Origin of the sequence: Streptomyces sp. NPDC008121 (assembly GCF_042957155.1) — a bacterium.
GTDB lineage: Bacteria > Actinomycetota > Actinomycetes > Streptomycetales > Streptomycetaceae > Streptomyces.
Map to the genome: position 1 here is coordinate 205,440 of NZ_JBIBHT010000003.1, position 18,193 is coordinate 223,632.

14 protein-coding genes are annotated in these 18,193 nt (G+C 72.6%); 5 read left to right on the forward strand and 9 right to left on the reverse strand.

The features are described from left to right. Positions 1-7: 7 nt before the first annotated feature. The 3 genes from ACFZBD_RS11080 (at position 8) to ACFZBD_RS11090 (ending at position 1,637) form a co-directional block, all read left to right on the forward strand. Positions 8-421, forward strand: a complete 414-nt coding sequence (locus ACFZBD_RS11080) for a roadblock/LC7 domain-containing protein (protein WP_147980024.1) — start codon at positions 8-10, stop codon at positions 419-421. Positions 422-514: 93 nt separating this feature from the next. Further along, positions 515-1,075, forward strand: coding sequence for a DUF742 domain-containing protein (locus ACFZBD_RS11085; protein ID WP_391138930.1), 561 nt, complete (start codon positions 515-517; stop codon positions 1,073-1,075). Further along, positions 1,056-1,637, forward strand: a complete 582-nt coding sequence (locus ACFZBD_RS11090; protein WP_050791473.1) for an ATP/GTP-binding protein — start codon at positions 1,056-1,058, stop codon at positions 1,635-1,637. Before ACFZBD_RS11085 ends, ACFZBD_RS11090 begins: the two co-directional genes overlap by 20 nt. A gap of 152 nt (positions 1,638-1,789) precedes the next feature. On the opposite strand, the gene ACFZBD_RS11095 is transcribed toward ACFZBD_RS11090, so the two are convergent. The 5 genes from ACFZBD_RS11095 to ACFZBD_RS11115 form a co-directional block, all read right to left on the reverse strand. After that, positions 1,790-1,987, reverse strand: coding sequence for an acyl-CoA carboxylase epsilon subunit (locus ACFZBD_RS11095; protein ID WP_391138933.1), 198 nt, complete (start codon positions 1,985-1,987; stop codon positions 1,790-1,792). 12 nt (positions 1,988-1,999) lie between these two features. Then, positions 2,000-3,583 carry a carboxyl transferase domain-containing protein gene (locus ACFZBD_RS11100; RefSeq protein WP_391138935.1) on the reverse strand — a complete coding sequence of 528 codons (1,584 nt, stop codon included), beginning with the start codon at positions 3,581-3,583 and terminating at the stop codon, positions 2,000-2,002. Between the two features lie 143 nt (positions 3,584-3,726). Next, positions 3,727-6,081 carry a polysaccharide lyase family 8 super-sandwich domain-containing protein gene (locus tag ACFZBD_RS11105; protein ID WP_391138937.1) on the reverse strand — a complete coding sequence of 785 codons (2,355 nt, stop codon included), beginning with the start codon at positions 6,079-6,081 and terminating at the stop codon, positions 3,727-3,729. A gap of 142 nt (positions 6,082-6,223) precedes the next feature. Next, on the reverse strand, positions 6,224-10,126 hold the full coding sequence (locus ACFZBD_RS11110) for an endo-alpha-N-acetylgalactosaminidase family protein (protein WP_391138939.1): 3,903 nt from the start codon (positions 10,124-10,126) through the stop codon (positions 6,224-6,226). 120 nt (positions 10,127-10,246) lie between these two features. Then, positions 10,247-10,756: a hypothetical protein gene (locus ACFZBD_RS11115; protein ID WP_391138941.1), complete on the reverse strand. Its 510-nt coding sequence runs from the start codon at positions 10,754-10,756 to the stop codon at positions 10,247-10,249. A 251-nt stretch (positions 10,757-11,007) separates the two neighbouring features. Between ACFZBD_RS11115 and ACFZBD_RS11120 the strand changes: the two genes are divergently transcribed. Both ACFZBD_RS11120 and dnaN read left to right on the forward strand, forming a co-directional pair. Next, positions 11,008-11,628, forward strand: coding sequence for a YceI family protein (locus tag ACFZBD_RS11120; RefSeq protein ID WP_391138943.1), 621 nt, complete (start codon positions 11,008-11,010; stop codon positions 11,626-11,628). A gap of 175 nt (positions 11,629-11,803) precedes the next feature. Then, the gene (gene dnaN, locus ACFZBD_RS11125) at positions 11,804-12,910 is read left to right on the forward strand and encodes a DNA polymerase III subunit beta (RefSeq protein ID WP_391138945.1); all 1,107 of its coding nucleotides are present in this window, start codon (positions 11,804-11,806) and stop codon (positions 12,908-12,910) included. A gap of 45 nt (positions 12,911-12,955) precedes the next feature. Here the strand turns inward: dnaN and ACFZBD_RS11130 are convergent, their stop codons facing one another. The 4 genes from ACFZBD_RS11130 to ACFZBD_RS11145 all read right to left on the reverse strand — a co-directional run bounded on the left by ACFZBD_RS11130 (position 12,956) and on the right by ACFZBD_RS11145 (position 18,188). Then, complete coding sequence (locus ACFZBD_RS11130; protein ID WP_391138947.1) at positions 12,956-14,308, reverse strand: hypothetical protein; 1,353 nt, start codon at positions 14,306-14,308, stop codon at positions 12,956-12,958. A 185-nt stretch (positions 14,309-14,493) separates the two neighbouring features. Further along, positions 14,494-16,110, reverse strand: coding sequence for a citramalate synthase (gene cimA, locus ACFZBD_RS11135; RefSeq protein ID WP_391138949.1), 1,617 nt, complete (start codon positions 16,108-16,110; stop codon positions 14,494-14,496). A 357-nt stretch (positions 16,111-16,467) separates the two neighbouring features. Beyond that, positions 16,468-17,028, reverse strand: a complete 561-nt coding sequence (locus tag ACFZBD_RS11140; RefSeq protein WP_391139656.1) for a TetR family transcriptional regulator C-terminal domain-containing protein — start codon at positions 17,026-17,028, stop codon at positions 16,468-16,470. A 143-nt stretch (positions 17,029-17,171) separates the two neighbouring features. After that, complete coding sequence (locus ACFZBD_RS11145) at positions 17,172-18,188, reverse strand: agmatine deiminase family protein (protein ID WP_391138951.1); 1,017 nt, start codon at positions 18,186-18,188, stop codon at positions 17,172-17,174. Positions 18,189-18,193: the final 5 nt, after the last annotated feature.

The window sequence follows — 18,193 nt, forward strand, 5'->3', positions numbered from 1 at the left end:
TGTGAGCATGAGCCAGGCGGCGCAGAATCTGAACTGGTTGATCACCAACTTCGTGGACAACACCCCCGGGGTGTCCCACACGGTGGTGGTCTCCGCCGACGGTCTCCTGCTGGCGATGTCCGAGGGATTCCCCCGGGACCGAGCCGACCAGCTTGCGGCCGTCGCCTCCGGACTGACCTCGCTGACCGCGGGCGCGTCCCGGATCTTCGAGGGCGGTGCGGTCAACCAGACCGTCGTGGAGATGGAGCGCGGCTTCCTCTTCATCATGTCGATCTCGGACGGCTCCTCGCTGGCCGTGCTGTCGCACCCGGAGGCCGACATCGGCCTCGTGGGCTACGAGATGGCGCTGCTCGTCGACCGCGCGGGCAGCGTGCTGACGCCCGACCTCCGGGCGGAGCTGCAGGGAAGTCTGCTCAACTAATAGACAGACAGTGCGTATCTCGCCACCGCACCGTAAGGTGCGGTGGCGCGGCTCCACAGGGACATGGACCGCGAGGCAGTCGGAGGAGGAGAAGTGGGAACACCCCCGGGCGGACGCCCTTACAACGGTTTTGACGCGCAGCAGCCGCACGGTGACACCGCGCAGAACCGGTTCAACTTTCCCTCCGCACCGAGCAGACAGGGCACACAGCAGCCCTATCAGCAGCCGCAGGCCCAGCCCTCGCCCGTGAGCGCGCCGCCGAGCGCGCCGCGCGCCCAGCGCGGCGCGGGTGGTTCGGGCGGATCGGGCGGTCACAACCCGCTCGTGCGTCCGTACGCGATGACCGGCGGCCGGACCCGGCCGCGTTACCAGCTCGCCATCGAGGCGCTGGTCAGTACGACGGCCGATCCGTCCCGGCTGCAGGGGCAGTTGCCCGAGCACCAGCGGATCTGCCGGCTCTGCTTCGAGATCAAGTCGGTCGCCGAGATCTCGGCGCTTCTCTCGATCCCCCTCGGCGTTGCCCGGATTCTCGTCGCCGACCTGGCAGAGGCCGGACTTGTCGCCATCCACCAGCCCGGCGGCGACGAGGCCGCCGGCGGTCAGCCAGACGTGACACTGCTCGAAAGGGTGCTCAGTGGACTTCGCAAGCTCTAGCGGCGGCGCGGCCCGTTCAACCACCAGCGCGAAGATCGTGGTGGCGGGTGGCTTCGGCGTGGGCAAGACCACGTTCGTCGGCGCCGTCTCGGAGATCAACCCGCTGCGTACCGAGGCCGTGATGACGTCTGCGTCCGCGGGCATCGACGACCTCACGCACACCGGCGACAAGACGACGACGACTGTCGCGATGGACTTCGGCCGTATCACCCTGGACCAGGACCTGATCCTGTACCTCTTCGGTACGCCGGGCCAGGACCGCTTCTGGTTCATGTGGGACGACCTGGTCCGCGGCGCCATCGGCGCCGTCGTCCTCGTGGACACCCGCCGCCTCGCCGACTGCTTCCCGGCGGTCGACTACTTCGAGAACAGCGGCCTGCCGTTCGTCATCGCCCTGAACGGCTTCGACGGCCACCAGCCGTACAACCCGGAGGAGGTCCGCGAGGCCCTCCAGATCGGCCCGGACACGCCGATCATCACCACCGACGCCCGTCACCGCGCGGACGCCAAGAGCGCGCTGATCACGCTCGTGGAGCACGCACTGATGGCCCGCCTCCGGTAGTCCCACCGGACCACGGCACGCAGAGGCCCCGCACACCGGACCGGTGGGCGGGGCTTTTCCGTGCCCGTGTGAGAGGGGTTTGGTGGTCGGCGGTCGTACGGCGAAGGCCCCCCGCTCCGAGGAGGAGCGGGGGGCCTTCGGTGCCGTGGGGCTCAGCCCTGCCAGGAGTGGGAGGGACGGAAGCCCGACTGGCGCTCCAGGCGGCGCCAGCCGGCCGTGGAGCGGCCGTGGGCGGTCGCCTCGGCCGGCTGGGCGGCCGCGCGGGCGAGCAGGACCGCGGTGATCGCGGCCAGCTCCTCGGGATCTGCGTGGCCCTTCTCGACGCGGAGAAGGTTGGCGGGGGTGGTCACGGAGGACTCCTCTTACTGCGGCGGGTTGCCGTGCTTGCGGGACGGCAGGTCGGCGTGCTTGGTGCGGAGCATGGCGAGGGACCGGATGAGGACCTCCCGCGTCTCGGCGGGGTCGATGACGTCGTCGACCAAGCCGCGCTCCGCCGCGTAGTAGGGATGCATGAGCTCCGCCTTGTACTCCTTGACCATGCGGGCCCGCATGGCCTCGGAGTCCTCGGCCTCGGCGATCTGCTTGCGGAAGATGACGTTGGCGGCGCCTTCCGCGCCCATCACCGCGATTTCGTTGGTGGGCCAGGCGTACGTCAGGTCGGCACCGATGGACTGGGAGTCCATGACGATGTACGCACCGCCGTACGCCTTCCGCAGAATCAGTGAGATTCGGGGCACGGTCGCGTTGCAGTAGGCGTACAGCAGCTTCGCGCCGTGGCGGATGATTCCACCGTGCTCCTGATCCACGCCGGGCAGGAAGCCGGGTACGTCCAGAAGAGTGACGATGGGGATGTTGAAAGCGTCGCACATCTGGACGAATCGCGCGGCCTTCTCGGACGCCTCGATGTCCAGGACACCGGCCAGGGACTGGGGCTGGTTGGCGACGATGCCGACGACCTGGCCGTCGAACCGGGCCAGCGCGCAGATGATGTTGCGGGCCCAGCGCTCGTGGATCTCCAGGTAGTCGCCGTCGTCGACGAGCTCCTCGATCACCTTGTGCATGTCGTACGGGCGGTTGCCGTCGGCGGGGACCAGATCGAGCAGGACGTCCGAGCGGCGGTCGGCCGGGTCCTCGGAACCCACGGTCGGCGGGTTCTCACGGTTGTTCTGCGGGAGCATCGACAGGAGGTAGCGCACCTCGGCGATGCAGGTCTCCTCGTCGTCGTACGCGAAGTGCGCGACGCCGCTGGTCTCGGCGTGGACGTCGGCGCCGCCGAGGCCGTTCTGGGTGATCTCCTCGCCGGTGACCGCCTTGACGACGTCCGGGCCGGTGATGAACATCTGCGAGGTCTCGCGGACCATGAAGACGAAGTCGGTGAGCGCCGGGCTGTAGGCCGCGCCGCCCGCGCAGGGACCGAGCATCACGCTGATCTGCGGGATGACCCCGGAGGCGCGGGTGTTGCGCTGGAAGATGCCGCCGTAGCCGGCGAGGGCGGAGACGCCCTCCTGGATGCGCGCGCCCGCGCCGTCGTTCAGCGAGACGAGCGGGGCGCCGGCCGCGATGGCCATGTCCATGATCTTGTGGATCTTGGTGGCGTGGGCCTCGCCCAGCGCGCCGCCGAAGATCCGGAAGTCGTGCGCGTAGACGAAGACCGTACGCCCCTCGACCGTGCCCCAGCCGGTGATGACGCCGTCGGTGTACGGCTTCCTGGCCTCCAGCCCGAAGCCGCTGGCGCGGTGGCGGCGCAGCTGCTCGACCTCGCTGAAGGAACCCGGGTCGAGCAGCAGCTCGATGCGCTCGCGAGCGGTGAGCTTGCCCTTGGCGTGCTGGGCCTCGGTCGCCCGATCGCTGGGGCCGCGCCGGGCCTCCTCGCGCAGGGCGTGCAGCTCGGCCACACGGCCACGGGCGTCAGTCGGCTCGCTCGGGATCTGGTCCACAACGGTCATGTACCGACCCTACGAAGTCGACCAAGGAAAACCCGCCGTTGACTCCGTACAGTCTCCCGCGTCGATTCCTGGTGGAGCTGGACAGAACCATGCCGCCCTCGGCCCGAGTCGACAGCGGAAGACCCCTTCCATTTGTAGGATTCCTATACAAGCACGCTGCAGCGGTGGGTGGCGCCGGCGGTGCCGGGGTGGATCCGGAGCCGCAGCGAGCGGCCGGTGGCGAGGATCTCCACGGACGGGTCGTGGGAGATCACCCGGCGGGCCGGGCGGTCCCAGACGAGCTCCAGCGGCTGCCCGGTGCGCGGCGGCTCGGCGACCCGGAGGTCGAGGACGGAGCGCCGTCGGCGGACGAGCACGCTCGCCGGGGCGGAGACGGTCAGGGGCCCCACCGTACCGGCCCGCCAGAGGTTGGCCGCGGTGAGCCCGAGGGACGGGACGGAGACGGCCTGACGGTCGGCGGTGTTGTCGAGGACGCGCAACCAGCGGCGGTCGGCGGCGCGGGCGGCCAGGGTGCGGCGGGTGGCGCCGGGCATCAGGAGGTACGCGTAGGAGGCGGCGACCGGGTCGGTGCCGTGGTCGAACCACAGGGTCTGGTAGACGCGGGTGCGGCGTTCGGTGGAGCTGGTGGTGTTGATGTCGTTCCAGGCGCCGGTCCGCTCCTCGCGGAGCGTGCGCAGGTCGGCGGTCCCCCCGGGGAAGACCCAGCCGCCGTGGCCGTCGAGGTGGGCCCAGCCGGCGCCGGTGGTGAGCGGGGCGGGGTCTCCCCCGCGGCCCGCGGCGCGGGAGGCGCCCGCCTCGCCGAGGTTGCGGTTGTCGACCACGGTCTCGACCGGGACGCCGTCGGAGGCGGTGATGCCCGCGCCGAGGCAGATGATCGTGTCGGCCGCGCAGAACCAGGACTTGCGGGCCTCCAGCGTGGAGCCGAGGCCCTTCACATGCTGGCCGATCGCGGCGAACTCGCCGTCGGTGGTGCCCCCGACCCACTGGACGGCGGGCCGGTGCGCGCCCCACTCGCCGCCGGCCCGGTCGGCGAGCCGCCGGGTGGAGACGGTGGTGCCCGGGAGGCGGTAGGGGTCGACGGTGGGCCAGAACCAGTCGGTGTATTGGCCGCCTTGGCCGGTGGTCCACCAGTACAGCATCCCGGCGCCGGTGTGCCAGCCGCGCGGGTGCTCGCCGTTGCCGCACTCGTAGGAGGAGATCCGCTCGGAGGAGAGGGAGAGGTTGGCGGCCCAGCCGGGGCGGCGGTGGACGGCCCGGTCCATGGCGGTGAACAGCCGGTGTCCGGTCGGTTCGGGCGCGGCGGGCACGGGCGCGGCGGCGACGGCGTGCAGGCGGGCGAGGTCGGCGACGCCGTACTGCGGGGCGGTGAGGATCGGGCTGACCGTGTCCCGTTCGATCCACCCTTTCACGCGCGCGTGCCAGCGGTCGCGTTCGGCCGGGCTCGCGCCGCCCGCGAGGAGGGCGATGGCGGCGATGAGGCCCTGGCCGTGGAAGTGGTCGGAGCGCATGATCCGCCGCTCGTCGCTCGTGAGCAGACCGCGGCTGACCGCCCGGCCGTTGACGCTGTCCATGGCCAGGCCGTCGTAGATGAGGGGCGCGTAGGCCTTCTCGACGCTGTCGAGGATGATCTGGCGGTGGGGGTCGGTCACCTCCCAACGGGAGCCGGCGAGCAGGGTGAAGAGCCGGCCCAGGCCGTCGAGCATGACCTGTCCGTAGGTGCCCGAGTAGGCCACCCAGGTGTGCTGGACGAACGATCCGTCGGCGTAGAGGCCGTCGCCCTCGGTCACGTACGGGAAGACGGGCGAGAGGGCGTCGCGGGCGAGGGCGACCTTGGCCGCGTCGCCGCCCAGGATGCCGCGCAGGGCGACGGAGCGGCAGAGGTCGACGCGGTTGGCGCCGGTGGAGGTGCCGGTGTAGTCCCGCAGGGCGGAGTCGGGGACGAAGTGGTCGACGGCGGCGCAGGCGGCCGCGATCCGCTCGGCGCCCAGGTGCGGGTGGAGCGCGGCGACGATGTCCATGAGCAGGCGGGGGCTGCCGATCTGCCACTCCCACCAGTTGCCGTACGGCCTGATCCCCGCCGCGTACGCCCGGGCGGAGAGGTGGTCGAGGCCGCGCAGGACGTCAGCGAGGAGCCCGGGGTCGCCGGTGAGGCCGGTGCCGGGCTGGACGTAGGCCTGGGTCATGGTCCACAGGCGGCTGTGGCTCTGGGTGATCCCGGCGGGCGGGTCGAAGGGGACGCCGGGCCACAGGGAGGTGTCGGTGGGGGCCATCGCGGCCCGGAAGGAGCGGGCGAGGGCGCCGGTCCCGGCGAGGCGGGAGGCGTAGGGCTCGGCGCCGGAGTCGAAGCCGGCGCCGAGCTGGATGCCGAGCCAGCGCAGCCGCAGCGTCTCGAACTCCGCCTCCGCCGCGCGGGCCGGGGCGGCGGCTCCGAGGGCTGCGGCGGACGCGGCGGCGGTGGTGGCCGTCGTGAGGAACGTACGGCGGGACCAGACGGGCACGGGAGCCTCCCGGGGCAGGGGTGGGACCGGACGGCCCCCGGTCTAGCACGCGCTTTCTATACGTATCAATGGGTAGGACACGTCGGGCGAGGAGAGATTGGGCAAGCGCTTGCTGTCCGATACCTGGCGACGTGCGCCGGGGTCAGGCCGAGCAGTGGAAGCGGGCGTTCCCCCAGTCGGCGTGGTCGTTGCCGTTGCCGTCCCCGCCGTCGTCGACGACCAGGTCGACGTAGGCGGCGCCGGTGAGGTCGGCGGTCAGCCGCCAGGGCCCGTCCGTCGCCGTGAGGACCGGGGACGTCGCCTTCCGTACACCGTCGGCCAGGACGTCGAACCGCACGCTGCCCCGGGCGGCCTGGGCGTCGTCCACCCCGACCTCGGCGGTGAGGGAGGCGCACCGGCCGCCCAGGTAGTAGCGGATCCTGGCGGGTGCGTGGCTGCCGAGCCCCTTGGCGTAGGCCACTCCCCCGATCCGCAGCGGGGTGCCGTCGCCGGTGCCGGTCCCGCCGTTGGAAAGATCGCGTTCGACCGGCCCCCAGCCGTTGGTGGCCGAGGTCCACTCCAGGTCGGTCGCCCAGCTGTCGGTGGTGGGCGGCGGGGGCAGGGTGCGGACGGTGGCGGCGGCGGTGAGCCTCCGCTCCCGGCCCCCGATCGCGTACGTGAGGGAGGCGTCGAGCGGGTACGACCGGTGGGCCGCGTCCGCCGGCGGCGTCACCTGCCAGGCGGCGGTGGCCTGCCCGCCCGGCGCGACCGGGTCGAGGGTGACCGGCGCCGCCGGTTCGGCGGTCCAGCCCGCGGGCAGGGCGAGCGTGGCCACGGCGCCGGAGACCGCTGCGGCCTCGTCGTGGGCGAAGGTGGCCGTGACCCGGTTCGGACGGCCGGGTTCCAGGGTCTCGGGCGCGGCGAGCGCGAGCGTGCCGCAGGCGGCGGGTTCGGCGGCCGGGCCGAGGTCGGTCACGGTGAAGGAGTCGAGGACGAAGTCGGCGCCGTCCGGGGCGTCGGCGCGTTTGCGCAGCCCGGTCCAGGTGCCGCCGCAACCGGCGGTGACGGTCTCGGTGAAGCGCCCGGTGGTCCGCTGCTGTCCGAGGGGCGTGCGGCGGGTCTCCACGGCGGTCCCGTCGGGGCGGTCGTAGCCGGTGACCCACTCGTAGGCGCCCGCGTGGCTGGACTGGTGGTCGTACTCCACGCGGTAGCGGTGCCCGTCCCGCATCGGGACGGTCCAGGGGGCGGTGCGGTAGACGAGCCCGCTGTTCTCGTCGTGGGACTTGAGGGACTCGGCGCCGCCGAGGACGTCGTCGACGAGCTTTCCGTTCCAGCCGGCCTGGGTGTAGGGGGCGTGGAGCTGGGCGATGTGGGTGCGCGGGTCGGTCGTCCCGCCGGAGTCGCCCTTGAGGAAGGGGCCCCAGCCCTGGTCGACGGCCTCGAAGTCCTCGTACACGGTCGCGCCCGGCCTGGTCGTCGGGTCGTTGCGCACGACCCGTACGTCGTCGATCCGGACGGCGGCCGGGCTGCCCGGCGCGGCGTGGATCCCGAGCATGGCGGCGCCGCGCGCGGGGGCGGTGAAGGTGACCTTGGCGCGCTGGAGGCGGGTGCCGTTCCAGTCGGAGGCGGCGACCCGGTCCACCAGCGGCGAGCGGGCCACGGTGACGGACCGGCCGCCGACGGAGAGGGTGGTGGGACGCGTCCGGCCGGGCTCGACCTCGATCAGGGCGGAGGCGGTGTAGCGCGCGCCGGGGGTGAGGCCGGTGAGCCGCTGCTGTACGGCGGCGGTGGCGGAGCCGGTCAGCCGGGCGCTGTTGCGCCCCTGGGCGTCGGTGTCCCGGGCGACCGTGCCGGCCGTGGTCCAGGCGCGGAGCCGGCTGTCGTTGAAGCCGGGGTCCTTCACGGGCGTGCCCTCGCCCCAGCGCGGGTCACGCGGCTCGGGGGCGCGGTCGGGGTAGAGGACGTAGGGCTGTCCGGCGGCGGCGTCGAGGGTGATCCGGCCGCCCGTGGGCCGCACGGTGCCGGTCTTGACGCGACCGTTGTCGGTGAGCTTGTAGACGCTGTACGAGCGGGAGCCGGGCACCGCCCAACTCGTCGTCCCTCCGGTCTTGTTGTAGTGGTACAGCTTCTTTCCGCCGTCCCAGGGCAGCAGGTAGTTCTCGCCGTCGAGGACCGTGCGGCCGCCCTCGTGGAACGTGCGCTTCCCGTTCTCGACGGTGCCGCGGACGCCGCCGGTGAAGGTCAGGTCGTTGCCGTTCCAGCGGGTGATGCGCTGCCGCTGGAGGTACTTGGCGGGCAGGTTCTTCTGCCAGACGTTGGCCTGGAAGCGGTTCCAGTCGGTCTCGCCGGTCCAGCCCTCGAAGTCCTCCAGGGCGGTCCGGCCGAGGACCGGGTGGTCGTTCCAGACGTCCTTCTCGCCGTTGCGGATGAAGCGGACGATCTGCGAGTTGAGGCCCTTGTTGGTGGCGCCGCCGTAGTCCAGGTCGTTGGCCCAGTGGGACCAGAGCGAGGCGCGCTCGAACTTCTCGGACCACTCGGTGGCGACGTTCCAGCCCTGTGCCTGCACGGCCTGCAGCGTCTTGTCGGCGATCCAGCCGTGGGTGTAGTAGACGTCGATGTAGAGCATCGACAGGTTCGGGTCGGTCTCGTCGCGGAGCTGCTGGAAGCGGCGGGCGAGATCGCCGCTGTTCACGTCCCGGCGCTGGTCGATGGAGTAGCTCTGGTTGAGCCAGTTCCAGCCGGGCTTGCTCGTGTCGACGAGTGTCTCGCTGAAGTTCTTCGCCTCGGGGTACGACTCGGTGGCGTTGACGTGGACGCCGAAGCCCGCGCCCCACTTCCGGCCCTCCTTGAGGAGGGTGTTGAGGTCGGCGAGGCCGCCGGCCCGCTTGTTGTAGTTGCCGCCGTAGTCGGGGTGGGCCGAGTCGTGGCCCTCGGAGCCGTACCCCTTGAGCAGGGCGAACTGGCCGAGTCCGTCGGTGGCGAGGGAGATCCGTTTGACGTCGTCGAGGGTGCGCAGGAAGGGGTGGGTGGCGTGGGACGCGAAGTTGAAGGGGATGTGGGCGATCACCCGGTCCGGGGTCGCCTCGCTGCCCGGGGCCTTGATCCCGATGGCGGGGAAGGCCACGGCCGCGTCCTGCCAGTCGGTGCGTCCGTCGGCGTTGGCGTCGGGGGTGACGACGACCTTGGCCCAGGGGAGGTTCCCGCCGCGCTCCGGGGCGGGGGCGCCCTCGCCCCGGTAGGTCCACTGGCCGGACCAGACGCCGACGCGGGTCTCGGCGCCGTTCTTCCGCGCTTGGTGCCAGAAGCGGGCTCCGTCGCGGGCGCTCGGTCCCGCGGGCTTGTCGTAGGAGGAGTTGGACTCGACGGCGGCGGCGAGGGAGCCGGTGCTGACCAGTGCGTAGCTCGCCCCGGTGGCGGCGGACTCGGCGGGGGTCGCGTCGGTGATCCCGGCGAAGACGTCGGCGGTACGCGTGGAGTCGGGGTCGAGCCGGGTGAAGGCGGTCGCGGCGCCGCCGTCCGCGGAGCCGACGGAGACCAGGTCGTGGCCCGGTATGTCGAGGGTGCCGACCCGGAACGCCTCGGTGTCGTGGACGGCGGTGACCTGGAAGGTGGTAACGCGGCCGCTGACGCCCAGGGTGGCGTCGATCCGGACGCCGGGGAGGGCGGGGAAGACCAGGGTGTACGCGGCGGTGGAGGAGGTGAGGACGGGGGCGCCCTGGGCGCGGACCGCGTACGCCGTGCCGTTGAGGACGACCTCGGTCACCAGGGCCGTACTGCCGAGGAGGCGGGCTCCGGTCGCCCGGTCGGTGTACGAGAGGACACGCGGGAAGTCCTCGGCGACGGCGACGGTGAGCCGGTCGGAGCCGATGAGGGCGGCGGCTTCCTGGCGGGGGGCCTGCGCCCCGGGGGCCTGTTCCTGCAGGGCCTGCGCCTGCGGGGCCTGTTCCCGCGGGGCCTGTTCCCGCGGGGCTTGGGCGAGGGCGGGCCCAGAGAGGGCGAACACGGCGGCCGAGGCGGCGGCGAGCGCGCAGGCCGTACGGATCCTTCGGGGCGTGGGGAGGGACATGCGCACCAGTTGTCCTCGGCCCCCGGCGCACCGTCAACGAGATCGCGGCCCGGCGGGCCCGCCAGTCCAAGAACCCCCTTCGGTTAGTCCAAGTGACCACCGAAGGGGGCCTGATGGAGGTCAGCAGCCGCCGCAGTTGTAGAACGTCACGTCCCAGTGGTTGCCCTCGTCGGCGTAGATGTTGCCGGCGCCGGACTTCCACTGCGGGGCGCCGTCACCGCGTACACCGATGTAGGTGAACGTGTTCTTGATGTAGGTCCCGACACAGGCGTACTTGGCGAAGTCGAGCTTGTAGCCGTTCCAGTGCGAGTACGTGCCGCCGGCGTGGCCGGTCTCGGTGCCGCCCGTGATGTTGAGGGCGCAGCCGCTGGCGCTCTTGAGCGTCTGGGCCCCCTGGGCGGTGGCGAGGTTGAGCTGCTCGAAGGAGGTGCAGGTGGGGTTGTTGCGGTCGGAGCAGCCGCCCGACGAGGACCAGGTGATCCCCGAGGCGCGGAACTTCGAGGTCGCGGTGGCGTGGCTGATCTTGGTGGCCGCCTGGGCGTCGGTGGCGCCGGAGAGGACGCCGACGCCGGGCGCGAAGAGCGCGCCGAGGACGAGGGCGAGGGCGGTGAGGACGGAGCGGAGCTTCATCGGGGGGTGCCTCCTGCTGATGACCGTGACGGATGGGACGGCGGTGCAGGTGGAGCGGAGAGTTCCGATCGAGCAAGGAGATGGTGCCGTAGTTCTACGCGCGTCCGCCAGAGGGCCCGGGGGCCGTCGAGGTGAACATTTACGGGAGATGTTGAAACTTGAACGGAATAGCGCTACGGTCGTTCTCGTTGAAGCTTCAACAAGTTCGTTTCCGCAGGCGCTCCCCCGCCTCGTCCCCCAAGGAGCACGTCATGGGCATCTTCGGCCGCAAGAACGACACCGCCACCGGCACCGCGACCGCCGTCGCCACCCGCCCCGTCGACCCGGCCCTGGCCGCGCTGACCGGCGACTACACCATCGACCCGGCGCACAGCAGCATCGGCTTCACGGTCCGCCACGCCATGGTCACCAACGTCCGCGGCTCCTTCGCCGAGCACCAGGGCACGCTGAGCCTCGACGGCACCGACCCGAGCGCCTCCTCCGCCTCGATCGACGTCACCATCGCCTCGATCGACACGGGCATCGCCGACCGCGACGGCCACCTGCGCAGCGCGGACTTCTTCGACGCCGAGACCTTCCCGCTGATGACCTTCCGCTCGACCGGGGCCGAGCAGCTGGGCGGCGACCTGTACCGGATCACGGGCGACCTCACCATCAAGGACGTGACCCGCCCGCTCGCCATCGATCTGGAGTTCAACGGCGCGGCCACCGACGTCTACGGCAACGAGCGCGTCGGCTTCGAGGGCTCGGCCGAGATCCTGCGCTCCGCGTGGGGCCTGACCTGGAACGCGGCCCTGGAGACGGGCGGCGTCATGGTCAGCGACAAGGTGAAGCTGACCTTCGACATCTCCGCGATCAAGACCGCCGCCTGACGGATCGCGAATCCCCGGCGATACGAGCGCGCCCGCCTCTCCGCGACAGCGAGGGCGGGCGCTCGGCCGTTCCGGGACGGGGCCGCGGGCTGCGGGCCGCGGGCCGATCTCACCGACGGGCGCCGGGAACCGCTGGTCAACGCCGTTGTCAGTGGGGGCCGCTAGCGTCGCGGGCATGGAATTCCGCATCGACAGCAGCGCGTTGACCGACGCCGTCGCCTGGGCCGCCCGCGTCCTGCCCGCCCGCTCCCCCGTCCCGGTGCTCGGCGGTCTGCTTCTGGAGGCGGCGGACGGCCGGCTGCGCGTCTCCGGACTCGACCACGAGGCGTCGGCACGGATCGAGGTCGAGGCGGACACGGCCGTCGACGGCCGGGCGCTCGTCCTGGGGCGGCGGCTCCTCGACATCTCCAAGGTGCTGCCGAAGGGGCCGGTGGAGTGCGCGGTCGAGGGTTCGCGCCTGTCGGTGACCGGCGGGGAGGCCCGCTTCGGGCTCTCCCTCCTGCCGTTGGAGGACTATCCGGCCCCGCCCGGTCTGCCCGCCCTGCGCGGCGCGGTGGACGCGGACGCCTTCGCGGCCGCCGTCGGGCAGGTGGCGGTGGCCGCCGGCCGGGACGACGCGCTGCCGGTCCTGACGGGCATACGCCTCGCCCTGGACGGTACGGAGATGACGCTGGCCGCGACCGACCGCTACCGCTACGCGGTCCGCACCCTGGAGTGGAAACCGGAGGGCGGCACCGGCCCGGTGGGGGACACCGATGTCGTGGTGCCCGCCCGCCGGCTGACGGAGATCGCCCGCTCCCTCGCCGGAGCCGGCCTGGTCCGGCTGGCGCTCGACGGCGGCTCGATCGGCTTCGAGGGCGACGGCGTCCGCGCCACCACCCGCCTGCTCGACGGCCGGCTCCCCCGCCACGAGAAGCTCTTCACGCTGGGCGAGCACGCCGTCGCCGAGACGGACCGGGCCCCGCTGGTCGAGGCCGTGAAGCGGGTCGCCGTCGTCGCGGAGGGCGACAGCCCCGTCCAGCTGTCCTTCGGCGAGGACGCCGTCCGGCTCCACGCCGGGTACGAGGACGACGTGGCCTCCCAGCGGCTCCCGGCCCGCCTCGACGGGGCGGTGTCCACGACGGTCGCGTTCAATCCGGCGTACCTCCTGGACGCGCTCGGCTCGTTCGACACCGGCACCGTCCGCTTCCACCTCCTGGGACCGGGGCAGCGCGCCCTGCTCACCGACCGGGCCGACGGCGTCCACCAGCACCTGCTGATGTCGGTGAAGCCGCCGGCGTAGGCCCTCAGCCCGGCGGTCACCGGGCCTCGGCCGGGGGCCCGGTGGTCAGAAGCCGCCTCCCCCGTCGAACCCGCCGCCTCCGCCGAAGTCGCCGCCGCCGAATCCGCCTCCGCCGGCGTCACCCGACCCGAAGTCGCCGGAGTCGAAGTCGGCCCCGGAGAAGTCGCCGCCCTGGAACTCGCCGCCGCCGTACTCCGCCGCGTAGGCCGGGGTCGCGAGCATCGAGCCGAGCATGGTGCCCACCAGCAGGCCGGGGAGCATGCCGCCGCCGAAATAGCCGCCCGCCCAGGGGCCGTACGCCGGTCCCGCCTCCCAGTACGGGCGGCGGCCGCCGTCGGTCTCGACGGTACGGGCCTGCGGATCCTGGCCGTCGTCGAGGCGGGCGGCGTCGGCGGCGCAGACCGGGACCTCGCGGGCCGCGCCCCCGGCCGGGACCCAGCTCCGGTCCGTGGTGGAGGGGCCGTGGCGCGGGTCGAAGAAGCAGGGCGGCCGGCGCTCCGGCAGCGGCCGCTTCTCGCGGCGGGCGCCCAGGAGGGCAAGGGAGAACCGGCCGTCCTCCAGGGCCTGGGTCACCGCCCGGACGTCGTGCGGGCGCGTGGCGGAGCCCATCAGGGACTTGGCCTGGTCGTAGGAGTCCAGGGCGCGTTCGTAGTCGCCGCGCATGGTGTCGTCGGCGCCCGGTTCGGCCGGATGGAAGTCGAGGCGTTCCAGCTCCTCGCCGAATGCGGTGATGTCCTCGTCGACGACGACCCGGAGCCGTTCGAGGGCCTCGCGCTCGGCCGCCTCCTTGCGGAGCCGGTTGCGGCGGACCACCGCGTAGGCACCGGCGCCGCCGGCGGCGGTGACCGCCCCGAGGGTGATCAGGCCGGCGACGGGCACGCCGCCGTCGTCCGCGCCCACGGACCCCCAGGAGGCGGGGGCGGACCCGCGCACCGTCGGCAGGGCCTGATCGACGAAGTTGTTCAGCTCCGTGGCCGCGTCGACGCCCGGCTGGCGCACGGCCGTCACGAGGTTGCGCACCGCGTCCTGGGACATCACGGAGGAGTCCGCGCCGGCGTCGAAGCCGGTACCGAGCCGCACCGCGTAGAGCCCGGTCACCCCGGTCTCGGTCCGCAGGTTCCGCAGCAGGTCGTCCGGCGGAAATTCGGCGTTCGCGGGCAGGACGGCCACGAAGAGGGGCTTGTCCGCGTCCTCGATCTTCTGGGTGAGGGCGGCCGCCTCGGCCGTCGAGAGCTGGCCGGCGGCGCCCGGATCGACGTAGACCGGGCCCTGCTTCAGGGCCGCGGCCGCATCGGATATCCCCGTCGCCTTGGCGCCCGCGGAGGGGGCCAGGGCGAGGAGCAGCAGGAGTGCCAGCCCCGCGAGGGCCGACAGAAGGTGGAACGGCCGAGTCCTCATGCTTTGAAACTTACCCGAAAGGATGAAAACCAGGCCATACGGGCCGAACTATCTGGCGGTGGCCTCCTCCGCCGGCCTCGTACACGTCCCGCTGAACGTCCTCCCCGTGCGCCCCGGCCGGGGCGCAGGGGGAGGTACAAGGCGTCGCGTCGCGCTCGGCGGAGCCGTCGCGTTCCTTCGCGGCCCTACTCGGCGGGGTCGATGCCCACCCGCAGCAGTCCGTAGGTGAAGGCGTCCTCCAGGGCCTGCCAGGAGGCGGCGATCACGTTCTCGCCGACGCCGACCGTCGACCACTCGCCGTTGCCGTCGCCGGTGGTGATGAGGACGCGGGTCGTGGACTCCGTGCCGTGACGGCCCTCCAGGATGCGGACCTTGTAGTCGACCAGCTCGAACTTGGCGAGCTGGGGGTAGATCCGCTCCAGGGCGACCCGCATGGCGCGGTCCAGGGCGTTGACGGGGCCGTTGCCCTCGGCGGTGGCGACGATCCGCTCGCCCTTGGCCCAGAGCTTCACGGTCGCCTCGTTGGCGTGGATGCCGTCGGGCCGGTCCTCGACGATCGCGCGCCAGGACTCCGTACGGAAGTAGCGGCGCGGGCGGCCCTCCGCCTCCTCGCGGAGCAGCAGCTCGAAGGAGGCGTCGGCGGCCTCGTAGGTGTAGCCCTGGAGTTCGCGCTCCTTGACCCGCTCGACGACCCGGGCCACCAGGGCCCGGTCGTCGCCGAGGTCGACGCCGAGCTCCTTGCCCTTGAGCTCGATCGAGGCCCGCCCGGCCATGTCGGAGACGAGCATCCGCATGGTGTTGCCGACCAGCTCGGGGTCGATGTGCTGGTAGAGGTCGGGGTCGACCTTGATCGCGGAGGCGTGCAGGCCCGCCTTGTGCGCGAAGGCGGAGACGCCGACGTAGGGCTGGTGGGTGGAGGGGGTGAGGTTCACGACCTCGGCGATGGCGTGCGAGATACGGGTCATCTCGGCCAGCGCGCCCTCGGGCAGCACCCGCTTGCCGTACTTCAGCTCCAGTGCGGCGACGACCGGGAAGAGGTTGGCGTTGCCGACCCGCTCGCCGTAGCCGTTGGCGGTGCACTGCACGTGGGTGGCGCCCGCGTCGACGGCGGCGAGGGTGTTGGCGACGGCGCAGCCGGTGTCGTCCTGGGCGTGGATGCCGAGGCGGGCGCCGGTGTCGGCGAGGACGGTGGCGACGACGGCCTGGACCTGGGCGGGGAGCATGCCGCCGTTGGTGTCGCAGAGGATCACGACGTCGGCGCCGGCTTCGGAGGCGGCGCGGACGACGGCCTTGGCGTAGGCGGGGTTCGCCTTGTAGCCGTCGAAGAAGTGCTCGCAGTCGACGAAGACGCGGCGGCCCTGGGAGACCAGGTGGGAGACGGTGTCGCGGACCATCTCCACGTTCTCGTCCAGGGTGGTGCGCAGGGCGAGCTCGACGTGCCGGTCGTGCGACTTGGCGACCAGCGTGATCACCGGAGCGCCGGAGTCGAGGAGCGCCTTGACCTGGGGGTCCTCGGCGGCGCGGCCGCCGGCCCTGCGGGTCGCGCCGAAGGCGACGAGCTGGGCGTGCCGGAAGTCGATCTCCTCCCGGGCGCGGGCGAAGAACTCGGTGTCCCGCGGGTTGGCGCCGGGCCAGCCGCCCTCGATGAAACCCACGCCGAACGCGTCGAGGTGCCGCGCGATGGTCAGCTTGTCCGCGACGGTGAGGTTGATGCCCTCGCGCTGCGCCCCGTCGCGCAGCGTGGTGTCGAAGACGTGGAAGCTGTCGTCGGGACGCGGGCTCGCGTCGGTCTCCGTGGTCATGACTCTGATGGCTCCTGTCGGATGTGGCTCCGGAAGGTCTGGATCCACTTGCCCCCATTTTCGCGCGCGGTCGCCGTCCGGCGGTGGTGGGGCCGGAAAACGAAAAAACCCCTCGCGGGTGCGAGAGGTCTGCGCGCGGGTCTGGGGCACGGTGTCCACTGCCGCGGGGATCGAGCCACGGTTCAGCGGTCACTGCGGACCGGCGCGCTGCTGCCGATAATCATCGTGGTAGCAAGCACGCCCGCAGTCTCCCACAGGCAGGCCGCGCGCGGGACACGGATCTCACGATACGGAACGAGCGACGGCCCGCCGCGTCACGGCCGCCGAGGGGCGACCGTCCGGCCCCGTCCCGCCGCCTCACGGGCGGAGGAGCAGCGTCTCCTCGACGAAGTCCCGGACGTGGGCGAGGACCTGCTGCCGGCCGGTGCCCGGGATGCCGACGGCGACGTGGACGCTGAAGCCGTCGAGCAGCGCCCGCATCCGGGCCGCGTACCGGTCGGGGTCGACCGCCCGGAACTCCCCGCGCGAGACGCCCTCGGCGACCAGGGCGACCAGGTCGCGGTGCCAGGCCCCCTCGATGGCGGCCTGCCGGGCGCGGGCGTCGGCGTCGGCGTTCTGGGACCGGTTCCAGACCTCCAGCCACAGCGTCCAGTGCGGGTCGCGGGGCCCGTCGGGGACGTACACGTCCACGTACCCGTCGAGCCGCTCGCGCGCCGTACCGGGCCGGGAGAGCAGGGCGCTGCGCTCGGCGCCGAGCCGGCCCTCGCTCCACTCCAGGGTCTGCAGGAGCAGTTCGTCCTTGGTGCGGAAGTAGTAGAGGAGGTGGCCGCTGCTCATGCCGACCTGGCGGCCGAGCCCGGCCATCGTGAGCCCGTCGAGCCCGCGTTCGGCGATGGTGTCCATGGCGGCGGCGAGCAGCTCCTCACGCGGAGGAGCGGCGTTGTTGCGCCGCCGGGGGGCGGCCGGGTCGATGCGGGTCACTCGTACGTTCTACCCCATCGTTTCTCGGGGCTCCGGGCCGCGGGGCGTCTCGCCGTCCCGCGGTCCGGGGCCCGCCGGGTTCAGACCTTCGGCTGCTGCTGGGTGATGCAGTGGATGCCGCCGCCGCCCGCGAAGATGGCGCGGGCGTCGACCAGCGTGACGGTCCGCTCCGGGAACAGCCGGCGGAAGACGCCCGCCGCGATCTCGTCGTTCGGGTCGTCGAAGCCGCACAGCACCACACCGCCGTTGCAGAGGTAGTGGTTGATATACGAGTAGTCGACCCAGTCGCCCTCCTCGTCCTTCAGGACGGTCGGCGCCGGGATCTCGACGACCTCCAGCGGCCGGCCCTTCGCGTCCGTCTGGCGGCGGAGGATGTCGACGTACATCCGGGAGCGCTCGTGGTCGGGGTGGGCCGGGTCCCGCTGGCTGTGGACGAGCACGACGCCCGGCTTCGCGAAGGCGGCGACGATGTCGACGTGGCCCTGGGTGCCGTAGAGGCCGTAGTCGCCGGTGAGGCCGTGCGGGAGCCAGATCGCCTTGCTCGTGCCGAGCTGGGCGTGGATCTCGGCCTCGACCTGCTCGCGGGTCCACTCCGGGTTGCGGCCCGCGCCGAGCTGGACGGTGTCGGTCAGCAGAACCGTTCCCTCACCGTCGACGTGGATCGCGCCGCCCTCGTTCACCAGCCGGCTGCTCCGCACCGTCACGCCCGCGAGGTCCGCGACATGGCGGGCGATCTTGGAGTCGTGCTCCCAGCGGGCCCAGTCCTGCCCGCCCCAGCCGTTGAACACCCAGTCCACGGCGGCCAGCTCGGTGCCGTTCGTGACGAAGGTGGGGCCGATGTCCCGCATCCAGGCGTCGTCGAGGTCCCGCTCGACCAGCTCGACGGCGTCGCCGAGCAGGGCCCGCGCGGAGTCCAGCTGCCCGGGGCCGACCACCATGGTCACCGGCTCGAAGCGGCGTACGGCACGGGCCACCGAGGCCCAGGCCGCGCGCGCCTCCGCCAGCTCCTCGTCGTTGGTGAAGGTGGGGTTGGGGCCGGGCCAGGCCATCCACGTGCGCTCGTGCGGGGCCCACTCCGGCGGCATACGGAAGGTCATGTGAA